The sequence below is a fragment of the Promicromonospora sukumoe 327MFSha3.1 genome (assembly GCF_000385135.1).
Classification (GTDB): domain Bacteria; phylum Actinomycetota; class Actinomycetes; order Actinomycetales; family Cellulomonadaceae; genus Promicromonospora; species Promicromonospora sukumoe_B.
Genome location: NZ_ARQM01000010.1, coordinates 695672 through 709882, shown reverse-complemented (window position 1 = coordinate 709882; position 14211 = coordinate 695672). Strand labels below are relative to the sequence as shown.

General features: G+C 68.9%; 16 protein-coding genes. 5 read left to right on the top strand and 11 right to left on the bottom strand.

The genetic code is table 11. The annotated features are described in order from the left end of the window. The first annotated feature begins 36 nt into the window (after window positions 1-36). Window positions 37-924 carry a hypothetical protein gene (locus H291_RS0106910; RefSeq protein WP_020014248.1) on the top strand — a complete coding sequence of 296 codons (888 nt, stop codon included), beginning with the start codon at window positions 37-39 and terminating at the stop codon, window positions 922-924. A 70-nt stretch (window positions 925-994) separates the two neighbouring features. Next, window positions 995-2368 (top strand): glutamate decarboxylase, encoded by a 1374-nt coding sequence (locus H291_RS0106905; protein WP_020014247.1) that lies wholly within the window; start codon window positions 995-997, stop codon window positions 2366-2368. On the opposite strand, the gene H291_RS0106900 is transcribed toward H291_RS0106905, so the two are convergent. Further along, window positions 2369-2935, bottom strand: coding sequence for a pyridoxamine 5'-phosphate oxidase family protein (locus H291_RS0106900; protein WP_020014246.1), 567 nt, complete (start codon window positions 2933-2935; stop codon window positions 2369-2371). Window positions 2936-2985: 50 nt separating this feature from the next. Further along, window positions 2986-4482, bottom strand: a complete 1497-nt coding sequence (locus H291_RS0106895; protein WP_198012421.1) for a collagen-binding domain-containing protein — start codon at window positions 4480-4482, stop codon at window positions 2986-2988. Window positions 4483-4746: 264 nt separating this feature from the next. Between H291_RS0106895 and H291_RS0106890 the strand changes: the two genes are divergently transcribed. Then, the gene (locus H291_RS0106890) at window positions 4747-5259 is read left to right on the top strand and encodes a GNAT family N-acetyltransferase (RefSeq protein WP_020014245.1); all 513 of its coding nucleotides are present in this window, start codon (window positions 4747-4749) and stop codon (window positions 5257-5259) included. A 12-nt stretch (window positions 5260-5271) separates the two neighbouring features. On the opposite strand, the gene H291_RS0106885 is transcribed toward H291_RS0106890, so the two are convergent. The 3 genes from H291_RS0106885 to H291_RS0106875 all read right to left on the bottom strand — a co-directional run bounded on the left by H291_RS0106885 (window position 5272) and on the right by H291_RS0106875 (window position 7968). Then, complete coding sequence (locus H291_RS0106885) at window positions 5272-5997, bottom strand: AAA family ATPase (RefSeq protein ID WP_198012420.1); 726 nt, start codon at window positions 5995-5997, stop codon at window positions 5272-5274. A 9-nt stretch (window positions 5998-6006) separates the two neighbouring features. Further along, a complete protein-coding gene (locus tag H291_RS0106880; protein WP_020014243.1) occupies window positions 6007-6792 on the bottom strand; it encodes a phosphotransferase family protein in 786 nt (261 codons plus the stop codon). Window positions 6793-7002: 210 nt separating this feature from the next. Then, the gene (locus H291_RS0106875; protein WP_020014242.1) at window positions 7003-7968 is read right to left on the bottom strand and encodes an aminoglycoside phosphotransferase family protein; all 966 of its coding nucleotides are present in this window, start codon (window positions 7966-7968) and stop codon (window positions 7003-7005) included. A gap of 106 nt (window positions 7969-8074) precedes the next feature. Between H291_RS0106875 and H291_RS0106870 the strand changes: the two genes are divergently transcribed. Then, window positions 8075-8638, top strand: a complete 564-nt coding sequence (locus H291_RS0106870; protein ID WP_026365488.1) for a dihydrofolate reductase family protein — start codon at window positions 8075-8077, stop codon at window positions 8636-8638. Between the two features lie 171 nt (window positions 8639-8809). Here the strand turns inward: H291_RS0106870 and H291_RS32335 are convergent, their stop codons facing one another. From H291_RS32335 to H291_RS0106845, 5 genes are all read right to left on the bottom strand, one after another. After that, on the bottom strand, window positions 8810-9400 hold the full coding sequence (locus H291_RS32335) for a DUF7660 family protein (RefSeq protein ID WP_157236756.1): 591 nt from the start codon (window positions 9398-9400) through the stop codon (window positions 8810-8812). 6 nt (window positions 9401-9406) lie between these two features. Then, window positions 9407-9640 (bottom strand): hypothetical protein, encoded by a 234-nt coding sequence (locus tag H291_RS0106860; RefSeq protein ID WP_020014239.1) that lies wholly within the window; start codon window positions 9638-9640, stop codon window positions 9407-9409. Between the two features lie 335 nt (window positions 9641-9975). Continuing rightward, entirely contained in the window at window positions 9976-10605 is a 630-nt protein-coding gene (locus H291_RS0106855) for a DUF7878 domain-containing protein (RefSeq protein WP_157236755.1), read from the bottom strand. After that, window positions 10602-11444, bottom strand: a complete 843-nt coding sequence (locus H291_RS34115; RefSeq protein ID WP_020014237.1) for a hypothetical protein — start codon at window positions 11442-11444, stop codon at window positions 10602-10604. The genes H291_RS0106855 and H291_RS34115 overlap by 4 nt, the downstream gene beginning before the upstream one ends. Window positions 11445-11646: 202 nt before the next feature. After that, window positions 11647-11940, bottom strand: a complete 294-nt coding sequence (locus tag H291_RS0106845) for a hypothetical protein (RefSeq protein WP_020014236.1) — start codon at window positions 11938-11940, stop codon at window positions 11647-11649. Window positions 11941-12334: 394 nt separating this feature from the next. Here H291_RS0106845 and H291_RS33690 point away from each other — a divergent pair, with 394 nt between their 5' ends. Further along, the gene (locus H291_RS33690; protein WP_157236754.1) at window positions 12335-13375 is read left to right on the top strand and encodes a hypothetical protein; all 1041 of its coding nucleotides are present in this window, start codon (window positions 12335-12337) and stop codon (window positions 13373-13375) included. A 327-nt stretch (window positions 13376-13702) separates the two neighbouring features. Here the strand turns inward: H291_RS33690 and H291_RS0106840 are convergent, their stop codons facing one another. Further along, window positions 13703-14104: a hypothetical protein gene (locus tag H291_RS0106840; RefSeq protein WP_020014235.1), complete on the bottom strand. Its 402-nt coding sequence runs from the start codon at window positions 14102-14104 to the stop codon at window positions 13703-13705. Between the last annotated feature and the right edge of the window lie 107 nt (window positions 14105-14211).

Sequence of the window (14211 nt, the reverse complement as noted above, 5' to 3'; positions counted from 1 at the left end):
CAGGCTACCGGGACCGCCGGATGTTAATTTCGGAAGGTGGCTGACGACGCGCCGCACGGCCCGCTGATCGCCCGTCCGGCGCGGTGGGTGCTGGGGCGGGTCGAGCGTTCTGGCGGGTTCGTCACGCGGGTGACCTGGCACCTCGTCGACGGGTCGTCGGTGCGCTGGGCGTCGCGGGCGGTACGCCGCCGGGGCCGGGTGGAGGTGCGGGACGCGAGCGGCGCCCTGACGCGCGTCGTCGGCGCGGAGCCCACCACCGCGGCCCGCCTGGCCCGGGTCAACGTGGTCGCGGGCGTCGCCTTCATCATCGGCGGGGCGATGTTCGCTCTCGGGCCGCTGCTCGCCCAGCTCGGCATCGGCAGCATCCGGACCGTCGACACGGTCTACCTGGTGGGCGGGCTGTTCTTCAGCACGGGCGGCTACGCGTCGGTGGTGCAGGCGTCCAACGTGCCCACCGCCATCGACGAGCGCGGCACCCTGAGCGCCACGGCGTGGCGGTGGTGGGCCTGGCTGCCGCGGCAGATCGGCTGGCTCAGCGTGGCGGTGCTGTTCGCCGGCACCCTGTTCTTCGGCGTCAGCCTGGTCGCCGCGTTCGCGTCCGACCTGACGGCGCGGCAGTCGAACGGCTGGATCTGGCTGCCGGACATGACGGGCTGCGTCTGCTTCCTCCTGTCAGGGCACCTGGCCCTGCTGGAGGTGTGCCACGGCCGCATCGGGGTGCGGCCGCGCGAGCTGGGCTGGTGGGTGGTGGCCGTCAACCAGGTGGGCTCGGTGTTCTTCTTCCTGGCCGGGCTCGCGGCGTTCACCCGGCCGGCGACGTCGACCGTGGTCGCCGCCGGGCTGGTCGACTGGGGCACGTTCATCGGGGCGGTCTGCTTCGTCGTCGGCGGGGCGCTGCAGCTCGGCGAGCACCCGGACCGTTGATTTTCCGGGGCCGAGAAGTTCGCCCACCCACCGGTCGACGGCGTCTGGGGCCCGTGCTTCACTCGAAAACATGGCCACGCGTGACGAGCGCACGACGGCGCTGTACGGCAACCGTTTCCTGACCGAGGAAGTTCCGTCCACGGTGTTCCCGGACACCGGCATGAGTCCGACGGACACCATGCGGATGCTCGGCGAGGACCTCGCGCTCGAGGGCGACCCGATGCGCAACCTGGCGACCTTCGTCACCACGTGGATGGAGCCCGAGGCGCAGCGGATCATCGCCGAGAACCTGCACCGCAACTTCATCGACCACGCCGAGTACCCCATCTCGGCGGAGATCGAGCAGCGCTGCGTGCGGATGCTCGCCGACCTCTTCCACGCGCCCGGCGAGACCACCGGGTGCCGCACCCAAGGCTCGTCCGAGGCGATCATGCTCGGCGCGCTGTCGCTGAAGTGGAAGTGGAAGGAGCGGCGCCAGGCCGCCGGGGAGCCCGTGGACCGCCCCAACCTCGTGTTCGGCGGGGACGTGCACGTGGTCTGGGAGAAGTTCTGCCGCTACTTCGACGTCGAGCCCCGGATCATCCCCCTGGGCGTGGGCAAGTACACGATCGGGCCCGACGACGTGGCCCCTTACCTCGACGAGAACACGATCGGCGTGGCCGCCGTGCTCGGCACGACGTTCACCGGGCACATGGACGACATCGTCGGCATCAACCAGCTGCTCCTGGACGTCAAGCGCGACCGCGGGCTCGACATCCCGCTGCACGTGGACGGCGCCAGCGGCGGCTTCGTCTGGCCGTTCCTGTACCCCGACTCGCGGTGGGACTTCCGGCTGGAGCAGGTCCGGTCCATCAACGTCTCCGGCCACAAGTACGGCCTGGTCTACCCCGGGATCGGCTGGCTGGTCTTCCGCGAGACGTCCGACCTGGCGCAGGACCTCATCTTCTACGAGAACTACCTGGGCAAGACCGACGCGACGTTCACGCTGAACTTCTCGACGGGCGCGGCCATGGTGCTCGCGCAGTACTACAACTTCGTGCGGCTCGGCCGCGAGGGCTACACCTACGTGATGACGCAGATGCAGCAGAACGCCCGGGTGCTGGCGGCCAACCTGCGCGACACCGGCCGGTTCGAGGTGATCGGCGACGACGCCGAGCAGCTCCCGCTGGTGGCGTTCCGGCTCGCGGGCGACCACGTCGGGTACGACGAGTCGGACATCGCCTGGCAGCTGTCGGCCGAGCGCGGCTGGATGGTGCCGGCGTACACGCTGCCGCCGGACGCGCAGGACGTGAAGATCCTCCGTGCCCTGGTCAAGGAGACGATGAGCCGGGCGCAGGTCGACCGCCTCACGGAGGACATCGATGAGGCGTGCAAGACCCTCGACCTGAAGGGCGGCGCGCACCCGAAGGAGCGCCGTCAGGCCAAGACCGGCACGGGCTACTGACTACTGCGGTGCGGGCAGCGGATCGTCGTCGTAGGCGGGCAGGCCGTCGATGCTCGTCCGGTTCTTGGTCCGGCGGTACTCCTGCTGCCCGTCCTCCCCCTTGCGCTCGAAGTACGGTCCGACCAGGCCGCGCTCGCCCTCGTAGGACATGAGCGGCACGCCCCAGCCGCAGCTGTCGGAGACCCGCTCGACGTCCACCACGACGACGGCGCGGGCGCCGGGAACGTCGGTGAAGCGGGCCGCGAGCGCCGCGTACCCGTCGTCGTACCGGCTGACGACGCGGCCGGTGCCGTGCAGGCGGACGATGTTCGGCGGGCCGTCGAACGCACAGAACATGACGGTGATGCGGCCGTTCTCCCGCAGGTGCGCCACGGTCTCGCTGCCGCTGCCCGTGCCGTCGAGCCAGGCGAACGTGTGATCGTCGAGCACGGCGAAGGTGCCGGGGATGCCACGCGGAGAGAGGTTGACGTGCCCGTCCGCGGACAGGGGCGCCGTCGCCACGAAGAACATGGGCTGCCGCTCGACGAACTCGCGGAGCCGGCCTTCGATCCGTTCGTGCAGCTTCATGCCCGCATGCTGCCACGGGGCCGGGCGGCGGCGTCTACCTGCCGACGCGGCTACCTGCCCACGCGGCGTCGGACGGCGATGAGGAGCGCCCCGAGGAGCACCGCGGCCGTCGCGGTTCCCGCCAGGACGGCGGCGGGCGAGCCGGTCACCGCGAGCGCGCCGGGGCCGTCGGGCGTCTCGGGCGTTCCCGGTGTGCCCGGGGTGCTGGGCGTCGGTGTGCCGGACGGCGCCGGGGTGCTCGGCGACGGGGTGTCCGAAGGCGAGGGGCCGGGGCTCGGAGCGCTCGGGCTCGGGCTCGGAGCGCTCGGGCTGGGGCTCGGGGCGCTGGGGCTCGGGCTCGGGGACGGCCCGGGGGTGCTGGGCGACGGGGACGGGCTGGGGCTCGGTCCGGGCGCCTCGTCGTCGCACAGGAGCAGACCGCCGAACGTGTGGTGGTGGATCTCGCCGCCGCCCGAGGTGGTGACGCCGTCGGCGAACCACTGGCCGTTGGTGGTGATCCCGGAGGCGAGCTCGACCGTGGCGTTCGGGGCCCAGATGGCACCCAGCTCCAGACCATCCACGGTGACGGTCCCGGTCACGGCGGACAGGTCGAGCATGATGTAGCGCGCGTAGTCCTGCTGCTCGCCGCTGCCGGCGGACCAGCCCTCGAAGTCGAGCGGCCCGATCGTGGTGGTGCCCTCGGGCACGCGGATCACGAGCGGCGCCTGCGCCGTCGGCACGTAGCCGTCGGCGCGGTCCATCTTGATGGTCGCGCCGGCGACGTCCGCGTAGTCGATGACGTTGGGCATCGTGGTGGAGAAGCCGGAGACGTAGACGAGCCCGCCCTCCTCCTCGACCGTGACGGCGTTGGACAGCTCCGGGTTGCCGTACATCGAGGCGAGGCACTCGTTCGTCCGCTCGACGTCCGCCTCCAGGTCGGGGAAGTAGTCCGCGACCGCGGCCTGGTCGGTCTGCAGGTCGGAGACCGCGAAGCCGGCGTACGGGGCGGCCTTCAGGTCGAGGAACCCGCCCTCCGGGTTGGTCACCCGGGGAAAGTCGCCGCCCGCGTTGTTGCCGACGCCGCCGCCGCGCACCTGGGCGGTGAGCCCCGTGGTGTCCGCGAGCTTCGCGAGCGCGTTCGCCTCCGGGCTGGAGGTGGCGATGGTCCCGGAGTCGTCGCGGTTCGAGATGTCGAAGGAGCCGGTGCCGGTGAACGTGCCGGCGAGGATCCGCACCGGTTCGCCGTCGACCAGGGGCACGGTGTAGTCGGCGCGGCCCGCCGACTGGTGGAGGACGTCGTATCCGTTCGGGTCGTCCGACGAGATGCTGCCGAAGGCGGCGACGGAGCCCTCCAGCTCGGCGTTCCCGAGGTGGGCGTTCCCGGTCGTGAGGATCGTGAAGTCGCTGTTCACGTCGAACGGGTTGTACGTCGAGACCGCGGCCTGCGCGGTGACCACGCCGGGCACGCCGGCCAGGCCGGTCAGGGCCGCCAGTCCGGACAGCCCGACGACGGCGGCCGCGGCCGCCACGATGCGGCCACGACGAACACCGCTCCTGAAGAAACTCACGTGTGTGCCCCCTGCACTCCGGCCGCGCGAGGACCGCGGCCTCGCGGCGCAGACGCGCCGTCGCTGGCGACCATAACGCCGGGCCAAAGAACCCGAAACTGCCAAACCGACGTTTGGCGCAAACACATACATCGGTGTGGATATATCGGGCTGAATGCAGTGCTGGGGGTGGGGCGCTCGGACGTCGGGTGTCTCGGACATCGGGTGTCTCGGACGTCGGGTGTCTCGGACGTCGGTCCGGAGGCGCCGGTTAGGGTCGGCCGCATGTTCCTGCTCGAGACGGATCGCCTGCTGCTGCGGCCCTGGCGCGTGTCCGAGGCCGCCGTTCAGCACGAGATGTGGACCGAGCGCGACCCGCGCGTGCCCCCGCACCGCCGGATCGGCGCCGACGGCCGGCCGACGGTCGCGGACGTCGCCCGGTGGATCGAGGACGCCGCCGCGCCGTCGACGCTCGGGCTGCCGGCGCTGGAGCTGAAGGGCTCGGGCGAGGTGATCGGCTACTGCGGCCTGATCACCGGCTCCCAGGTGCCGGACGACGAGCCGGAGCTCGCGTTCGAGCTGCTGCGCCGGGCCTGGGGCCACGGGTACGCGACCGAGGCCGCGTGGGCGGTGCTCGGCTGGGCGCGGGAGTCGGGCTACGAACGGCTGTGGGCCACGGTCCGGGCCTGGAACGACGCCTCGCTCCGCGTGCTGGCGAAGGTCGGGTTCGCGGAGTCGGGGCGCGTCGAGCCGGACGCGGTGCACGGTGACTCGCTGTTCCTCACCCGGGAGCTGTGAGGGCGGCGTCCGTCACTCGGCGTCGAAGAACACGTCCGGACGCCCGAGGAACCTCTTCCAGAGGGCGACCGACTCCAGCTGGGACCACGTGCGCTCGGCGATGCCGTCCTCGGTCATCTCCAGGATCTGCGCGCCGGGGATCGCCGCGACCAGCGGGGAGTGCGTCGCGTAGATGACCTGCGCGTCGTGGTCGGCCACGAGGTCCTGCAGCCGGTACAGCAGCTGCAGGGTCGACTCGAACGACAGCGGCCCCTCGGCCTCGTCGAGCAGGTAGAGGCCGGGGCCGGCGAACCTGCCGGAGATCGCCTGGAGGTAGGACTCGCCATGGCTGACCTCGGTCGAGAGCCGGTCGCCGTAGCCGCTCACCCCGGCCCCGGTCATGAACTCCAGCATCCCGGCGGCGGTCTCGGCGCGCAGGTAGAAGCCCTTCGCCTTCTGCCGGAGCATCCGGGAACCGGAGATCGTCCGGTCCAGGACGAGGGCTTCGCCGAGCGGGCTCGGCTCCAGCTGGCTCGCGTACTTGCGACCGCCGTGACCACCCCGCACGTCGATCCCGTACTGCTCCGCGATCGCTTCGAGCACCGTGGACTTGCCGGACCCGTTGGCCCCCATCAGGACGACGATGCCGCTGGTCAGCCGCACACCGCGGGCCGCGATCTCGGCGACGGCCGGCACCGTCCACGGCCACACGCCCCGCTCGACCTGGGCGGGCCTGACGCTCAGTCGCTCGATCAGCACCCGCACAGGCTACCGACCCTCGGGGTCCGCCATCCGGGACCGGAGCACGTCGAACTCGCACCCCGGTGAGTCCGGGTCGAAGCCGTGCTCGATCAGCCAGCGCGACGCCGTCAGGCTGCGCAGCGACCACCACGCACGGATCACGTCCCGGTCCGCACCCGGGCCGTAGCCGGCGAGCAGGTCGTCGAGGCGTTCCTCGTGCCCGAGGGTCAGGATGGCGAGGTCGAACATGGCGTCACCGGGCGCCGCCTCGGACCAATCGATGACGCCGGTCACCTCGTCGCCGTCGACGAACACATGGGTGATCTGCAGGTCGCCGTGGATGAACGCGGGCGTCCACGGCCGGAGCGCGGCCTCGGCGATCTCGCGGTTGCGCCGCACCACCTCGGCGGGCAGCGTGCCGCTGGCGAGCAGCCACGCGCACTCCGTGTCGAGCTCGGCCGCGACGTCGTCGAGCGTGCGTCCCGGCCACGGCGGCAGGGGCGCGTCGTGCAGCTTCCGGATCGCGGCTCCCGCCGCCGCCCACGCGGCCGACGACGCGGCCGACGGCGCGCCGAGCACGCCGAGGGCCGTGCCGGGCACGGCGGCGATCGCGAGCGCCGGGGGTTCGTGCCAGAGGATCGCGGGGGTCGGGATCGGCGCGAGGCCCATCGCCCGCACCTCGACGTCGGCGTGCGCCAGGTCGCCGTCGACCTTCAGGAACACGTCGCCGACGCGCAGCGTCGCGCGCTGGCTGTGGGCCACGACGACCTCGACCTGATCCGTGCCTGGCTTGTCCGTACCAGCCTTGTCCATGCCGGCCATCCTGACGGAGGGCGGCCACGGATCTCGCCGTTATTTCGGCGGGACGCCATCCGCCGTCCGCGGCCCCTCCGAGCGCGCTAGTCGCGCTCCCTGTTGAGCACTGCCTTGGCCATGCGGTCGACGTTGTCGGCGAGCTGGTAGACGCCGACGACGAGCTGAATGACGCCGAAGATGATTACGGGTAGTAGGACTACGGGCAGCCTAGGCAGGAGCTGTCAGCAACACCGCCAGATGTTCCGCGTACTCGGTGAGCTGGTCCGCCGGTGCCCCGTTCCGAGCGATCCGAAATCCCTGACGACGCCCCCAGAACGAGGCCTGCACCAGGTGGAGCTGGGCCCAGCGCTGAACACGCTCCCGGTCGAGCTCCGCGGCCTCGGCGAAGACGTCGAGGGTGCGACGAACGGCTTTTTCCAGGTCATCGGCCTCGAGAAACGTCACCGCACGCGCCTTCAGGAACGCGCCGACGTCGTAGGCGGGATCTCCCGCGTACCCCTTGGGATCGACCGCCAGCCACGGCTCGCGGTCGGCGCGCAGGATGTTGCGCGGATGAAGATCGCCGTGGACGAGCACGTCCGGCTGCATGCTGCCGATCTCACGGACGGTCGCCACGGCGGCGTCCACCACGTGGGCCGGTAGCCGGTGCGGCAGCTCCTCGGCGTCCCGGTGCAGCTCCTGCTCCCATCCCTCGGCCCGATGGCGCAAGCGGGGCAGGCCGGGTGGCGCGGGAATCGCCAGTCTTCGACTGAGCCGGCCTGCGACCGCCGCGACCTCGTCGCTGAGGTCGGCGGCGGCGTCGTCGGCGTCGGCATCTGTGTTTGCGTCAGCCAGGGTCGAGGTGTGGGCCCGCTCCAGGAGCATCGCGAACCGCGCGTCGTCCCTGGCGTGCAGCAGCACGGCGCCGCGCCCGCCCCACGCCGCGAACGCGTCCGGCCCGTGGACGTTGCCGGGGTGCGGGAACGACACCTTCAGCACCGCGGCGTCGCCGGACCGCCGTCGGACCGGAACGATGACGCCCACACCTCCGTGCAGGACGGCGCCGTCGGGCGCACACTCCCAACGCTCCATCAGCCCGTCCACGGTCACGGGCAGCTCGGCGAGCCATGCTGCCCCGGACTCGCCTTCCCGCTCGACGGTGGTTCGCGCGAACGCCTCCGGTACGTCGATCATCCGAGCACCCTAGGGGCCGCGGCGCGGGACCCGTTCCATCGCGCCGATGAGTTTTCCGCGACGCGCCGGTCTGTGCTGGAGACCGACCGACGGAAGGCACGAAGCCATGCGGAAACTGCTCTATGGCATGAACCTGAGCGTGGACGGCTACATCTCCGCCCCCGGCGACGAGCTCGGCTGGAGCGAGCCGAACGAGGAGCTGTTCCAGTGGTGGCTCGACGAGGAGCGGGCGATCGAGCTGTTCCTGTACGGTCGCAAGCTCTGGGAGATGATGAGCTCCTACTGGCCGACGGGCGACCAGCAGCCGGGCGCCACGCCGGCAGAGATCGAGTTCGCGCGGAACTGGCGGGACACGCCGAAGGTGGTGTTCTCGTCGACCCTCGACAAGGTCGACTGGAACGCCCGGCTGTTCGACGGCGACGCGGTCGCGGAGATCGCCCGGCTCAAGGCCGAGGGCGACGGACCGATACGGGTCGGCGGAGCGCAGCTCGCCGCGGCGGCCATGCGGGCCGGGCTGATCGACGAGTACACGATCGTCACGCATCCGGCCCTGGTGGGTGGCGGCAAACCGTTCTTCACCGCACTGGACAGCTGGGTGAACCTGAACCTGGTGGAGACGCGGACGTTCTCCGGCGGGGTGGTCCTGAACCGGTACGAGACGCGGCGCTGAGCGCTGGCCTGGTGACCTGCAGAGACCTAAAGGCGGACGAGCCGGTCTGTACGCTGGGTTCTCCCGGATGGTGTGCTGGTATGTCTCGCGGTGTCCGACAAGTGGGTTGGGCATCGCGAGATCGTTGGAACTGGGTAGCAGTCGGGAAACCCACCGTGCGCCGGCGGTTGCCTACTCGTAGCCGGTCGCGGCATGGAGCATCCGCGCCATGAGATTCCAGGACGGCGTCTCGGGTACCGTCTCGGCGTGGTTCAGGTAGAAGCCGTCGAGGTCACGGGTCCAGGCGGCAAGTGCACGGAGATAGGCAGGAAGCGTGACGTTCTCCCAGGCGTCGGGCGCGGCCATGATCGTGGTCGCGAGTTCGTCGATGAATGTCGCGAGCTCGCCGCGCGTGCGAGGTGAGTCGAGCAGCGGCGGAGCTGTAGGGCTGCGGTGCGGATGCCACGGTTCGGGTGGAGCGGGTTCCTTGCGCAGGTACACCCACGATTCTTCGGCGAGCAATGATCGCGGCTCGGGCGGGGTGGCAGCGACGGCACTGAGGCTGACCACTACGTCGTCGGGGAAATCGGCAACGACATACGTCTCCACCAGTGAACAGTCCTCGCGATCCGCGGGGCCAGGTTCGTGGTCGTAGATCATCCGGCCCTCGATGCTAGAACCACCAAAACTGACTGCCACTCCGCGCAGCCCGGGTGTGACCACATCCCAGAGTGCGCGCTGAAGCGAGAGGAGAACGCTCGTCCGTGAAAGCGCGGTGATCATGCGCGGCTACCAGCCCATGTCTTGTGCGACGGACAACTGGGCTTCCTCGATCTCCGCCTGGGCAACGCCCGGAAGGTCGGTCTCCGTCTCGAGCCTCGTCACCAGGTCCATCAGTGCCTGCTTCTGCGCAGGGTGCGAGATCGGAACGGTGTCCAGGTCTACCGACATGAGCCAGTCGAACAACACGACTGCGTCGGCACGCCACAGGTCCACCTGCACGATCGGCAACTCCGGGTCCATATAGGGATCATGGCAGAGGCCGGGCCGCAGCAGTCACGAGAGCGCGACCATGGTGAATTTCGATTCTGGCCTCGTGTTATCTGCAGTAGTTCGTGGATCGCAGTTCGGACATCCGGCACGGTGTGATGAGAGCGACGACGGCCGGGAACGTTGGGATTCGAACGTTCCCGGCCGTTGGTCGTGTTGGGGCCGGATGGGCTGGTGCGGACCTCTTGCGGACTATCTGCGGACTGGCACGGGCCCGCAATCTGCGGGGGAGCAGGCAACCCGTCGGGGCAGCAAGGCGACGCGTGCTGCAAGTGCGAGAAGGAATGGCGTTGTCTGGCAGTCGGGACTCATTCGCGAAACTCCAGTGCGTCATCATCCGCCGGGACGGCCTTCAAAGCGGCCCAGGCCTCGTCCTGGAATGCGTAAAACTCGGACGCGCGGCCACTCGCCCGGACAACCAGGGGCTTGGCTTCTCGCAGTGGCACGCCGAGCCCGCGCCGCAGGGCAGCCATCGTTTCGATGATTGACCACCCAACTTCGAGCAGGGATCTCGCCGTGAGTTCGCGCGCGACCGCGATGAAGGTGTCGATCGACTCCCTGACGACCGGCCACGGCTGCGCCGCGGTGGTCCCCGTGATGAAGCACGAGCCGGCGGCCCAGCCGCCGTCGGTCCGGATGATACGGATGACGCCCGTCTCCTCGTATGACGACGGATCGTGCACGAAGTCGTGGTCCGGCTCAGTGCCTTCGCCCACCCACTGAGTCAAGGCAACAGCAAGCTCGGCGACTTCGAATCGCGGTTCCTCGAACAGGATCCTGTCGTCGTCGCGCAATTGGAGGTCGGCCTCGACGTAGAGCAGGAGTTCTGCCGCCGTGATGCGGCGTCCGGTCGCCCAGAAGTTGCGCAGGTCCGTGAGGTTCGGCGCGCCGATGCGGAGCCACCGGCCGGAGGTCCATCCGTCAGTCGTCTCGGTCATGCCCACCGCCACCATGCTGCGTCACCGTTGATGTGGAGCAGGAACGCCTCGACGTCGTTCCCGTCGGGGTCACGCAGGGTTAGAGCATTGCCGACGATGTCGTAGGCGGCTTCCCACGCCTCCGGGTCGTCGTCGATCTTGTCGAGCGCCCGGCGTTCGTCGTCGAATACAGGACGCCAACTCTCGAACGCTGGAGCGGGCGCGAGCGTCGCGTTCAACCAAGGGAAGTCGCTGTCGGTCACCGTGAGCAATGCCAGGAAGCGGTCATCGTCCATGAGGGACCACGACCGGTTCAGCGGCCCAGCCACGACGTCCACGAACCGCCGCTCGACCGACCACAATGCGTCCCTCAGGATGAACTCGGCACATGCCTCGACCTCGTCATCGAACATCCACGTGGGTCCGCGGACTGTTCCTGTCGACGGCGAAACCCAAGTGACACGCCGCCCCTCCAAGGCCCAGGATGGCGTGAACCGCTTGTCCTGCGAGTACGCAGCCCAGGAGTCGACCAGTTCTGGTTCCGCCTGGAGGTCGGCTCGGACCCGGGCGCCCAGCGTGTCGCGGTCACCGAGCCCGGCTGTCCGCACGGGGTGCCAGATGTCCGATATCGCTCTCGGGTTCCAGTCCCGCGCCAGCCGGGCGATCTCGGTCTCCACGCGCCGAGGGTAGCGCTCGGACAATGTGGCTGTGGGGAGACTCCCCTCGTGCGCTGCGTAATCGTGCAGCGGTTCGGCGGCGGGACGACAACCGGCGTCGGCCACTACCTCGAATGGCTCGGCGAGCATGCCCATGAGGTACCTCCCGGCGCCCGAGCCCTCGCGCTTGATCTGGAGCACCACACGTTGTGCATAGTGGTTCCCACGCAGAGCGTCGTTCGACCGGACGTCCAGACAGTTCTAGGACGAGGGCGTCGAGGTCGCCCTGGCCCTGGCAGCGCCGCTGCCGAATTGACCTCTGCAAGGGCGCGGCTTCACCGCGCAGTCTGGACCCCGCTGCGGGCCCCGCGCCCTACGTGCACCCCCGTCGCATCTCTCCGGCACATCAGGCTTTGCGTTGATTGATGTACTCCCCGAGCGCCATGTCCGGCCACTTACGCCACACCTTCCGGCGACGACCCCGAAGCCTCAGTTCGGCTGACTCGGTGACCTCGGCATCGTTGTCGCCGGTCGCGTCGGTGAGGGTTCGCCGGTCCGCGTGCCGGTTCGCACGGTTCACCGAGGCCTTGCGGAAGGGGACCGTCTTGCGGGACGCCTTGTCGTTCTCGCCGTAGTTGTTCCGGCGGTCTCTGGCAAGGCTGAGCTGTTTCTTCTCCTGTGGCGTCTTCCGGGACCGCATGGCGCAACGGTAACGGGCAGGTTGAGCCGGCCAACTGCCCGTCGTCGAGGTACAGACGCATCGCCGCCGTGCCGTCGACCAGCAGATCGCCGCATTATAATTCCAGCAATGAAATCTACCGCAGGTTTCGGCCCTCACGCCGGTGCGATCGACGTCCGCTTCGGGCACCGCTAAAAGAATCACCCTGCGAATGGCAGTTTGTACGAGATGATGCCCCGTTGGGCGCTTCGCGAAGCGCCATTAGCCCCAGTCTGGACGGATCGTCCTGCGATGCCCATCTCCCGCAGAGGCCGCTAGACCTCACTGGGGGCAGCTCGGACTACTACATCGGAAGTAGCTCGCGGTATCATCACCAATTGCGACACCAAACCGTTCGAGTCGATTCGGATGATTGATGAAGCAGTGGGCTCGCTGGTTGCTGATCGGCGTGAGCGCGGCCGTGACCGCGCTATCGGGCACCTTTGCGACCGTCACGGCCAACCAGGTCACGCGCGCTGGCGGAAGCATGATTCTCAGCAACCAATTTTGGATTGCGGCAGGCGTTTCATTCATCGCCGCCGTTTGTGCGGCCATCACGGCCCAAGCACTCACGAACGCCAAACACGCGTCACGGGAAGATCTCGACCGCGCCCCGGAACCCGCCTCGACTACCGAGGCGACAGTTGACCGCGACGCATTCAACGATGCCAGGTCGGTCGAGATCAACCAAGGACCGAGCACCGTCGACTCGGGGCTGCCGCACCGCCAGGCGGTCGAACGCCACCCCCAAACCACGACTCGCTCCCCCTCGGAGGTTACGGGAGCGTTCAGATGGTTCCCAGAACCGCTCAAGCGTCTCATCCCGACGAAATGGGATCTGGTCCGCAGTTTATTTCTGGTGGCGGCCTGTTGGTTCAGCTCGATTGTTGCGGTGACCTTTCTTGATATGTCCGGCCGGCCCCCAGGCCTCGAATCCACCGATGTCCTTGAGCCCAACCTGATTACGTGGCCCGCCCTCCTGCTCACGTTCATCGCGCCTTGGGCGGTGCTCTTTCGAAAGCGCTACCCGGCGGCAATCTGTCTGGCCACGAGCGCCATCCCTGTCCTTCTTCCCTACGATGCACTGACGCCGTTGGTGGTCCTACCGGCGGTGTTCACGTCGCGACCCTTGCGCATCACGATCAGCTGCACAGCGGCAACGAGCGTGGCGATCGCAGCCGCGATGGCTCGGGACCTAGCCATGCACGATGAATACCAAATTCTCGCATCCCCCGACCCTGTTACGGGCAGCGTCGACGCACTTCCCGTCACTGGGTATGTGGTCATCGGGATCTTATGCCTAGCGGCATCTATTGGCACTGGCCTTTGGCTCCGACTGCGGGCAGCCGGTCGCAACGCGAACCCTCCAGGAGGTGCTAAACCCGCAATTGGACCTGCTGAGCACGACCTTGACTAGGTCCTGCCGTCGCTGGCCGCGAGCGTACATCCCCGTCCCACCGCGCGGCGCCCGAGCCACCAACTCTGGGAGCGGACGAGCCGGTCTGCACGCCGGGTTCTCCCGGATGGTGTGCTGGTATGTCTCGCGGTGTCCGACAAGTGGGTTGGGCACCGCGAGATCGTTGGAAATTCGCTGTTCTGCCGGGTCCGGGGCGCGTTGGTGGAGGTGGCGTCGGATGGCCTCAGCCGGCGGTCATGTGTACCCGATGTGTACCGAGCGGCCCTTCTGTCGGACCACGTGCAGGCTCGCCGCCGTCCGAGTGTGAACGGCCTTGTGCTTGCCTCTTCACTCCCGATAGAAGACCTCGTCGTCCTCGCTCGGCACGAGGGGCGCGAACTGCCGAAGCTCGTCACCGCGGATCATCCACAGCCGGAAGAAGTCCTCTTCCTGGTCCATCACGAACAGTTGCACCGCGTTCGGCTCGCGCCACGGCATCTCGAAGAAGCGCTGCCGGACAGCATCGAGGTCAGCATGGTTCAAGGCTCCTGCCCACACCTCGCACTCGGGTGCCTTCCACCCGCCCCATTGGTTGTCCTCCGTGCTTGTGAGCAGTCTCAGGTACCCCACTCCGCCACGCTCAGGACCCGACCGGCGGGGGGCTTCTGTCCGTAGCCACTCGCTCAGCGCCTCCGCGTTCTCGGTGTCGTCCAGGTCGACCGAGATCATGACGTTCGCCACCCAGCTCATAGCGATCGTTCTACCGGAGCGGACAGCAGGTCACCACAAGCGGTCATGAACAGAGCGTGGGTCTCGCGAGGGGCGTTCCGGGCGCTGGTGTTCGCGACGGCGATGAG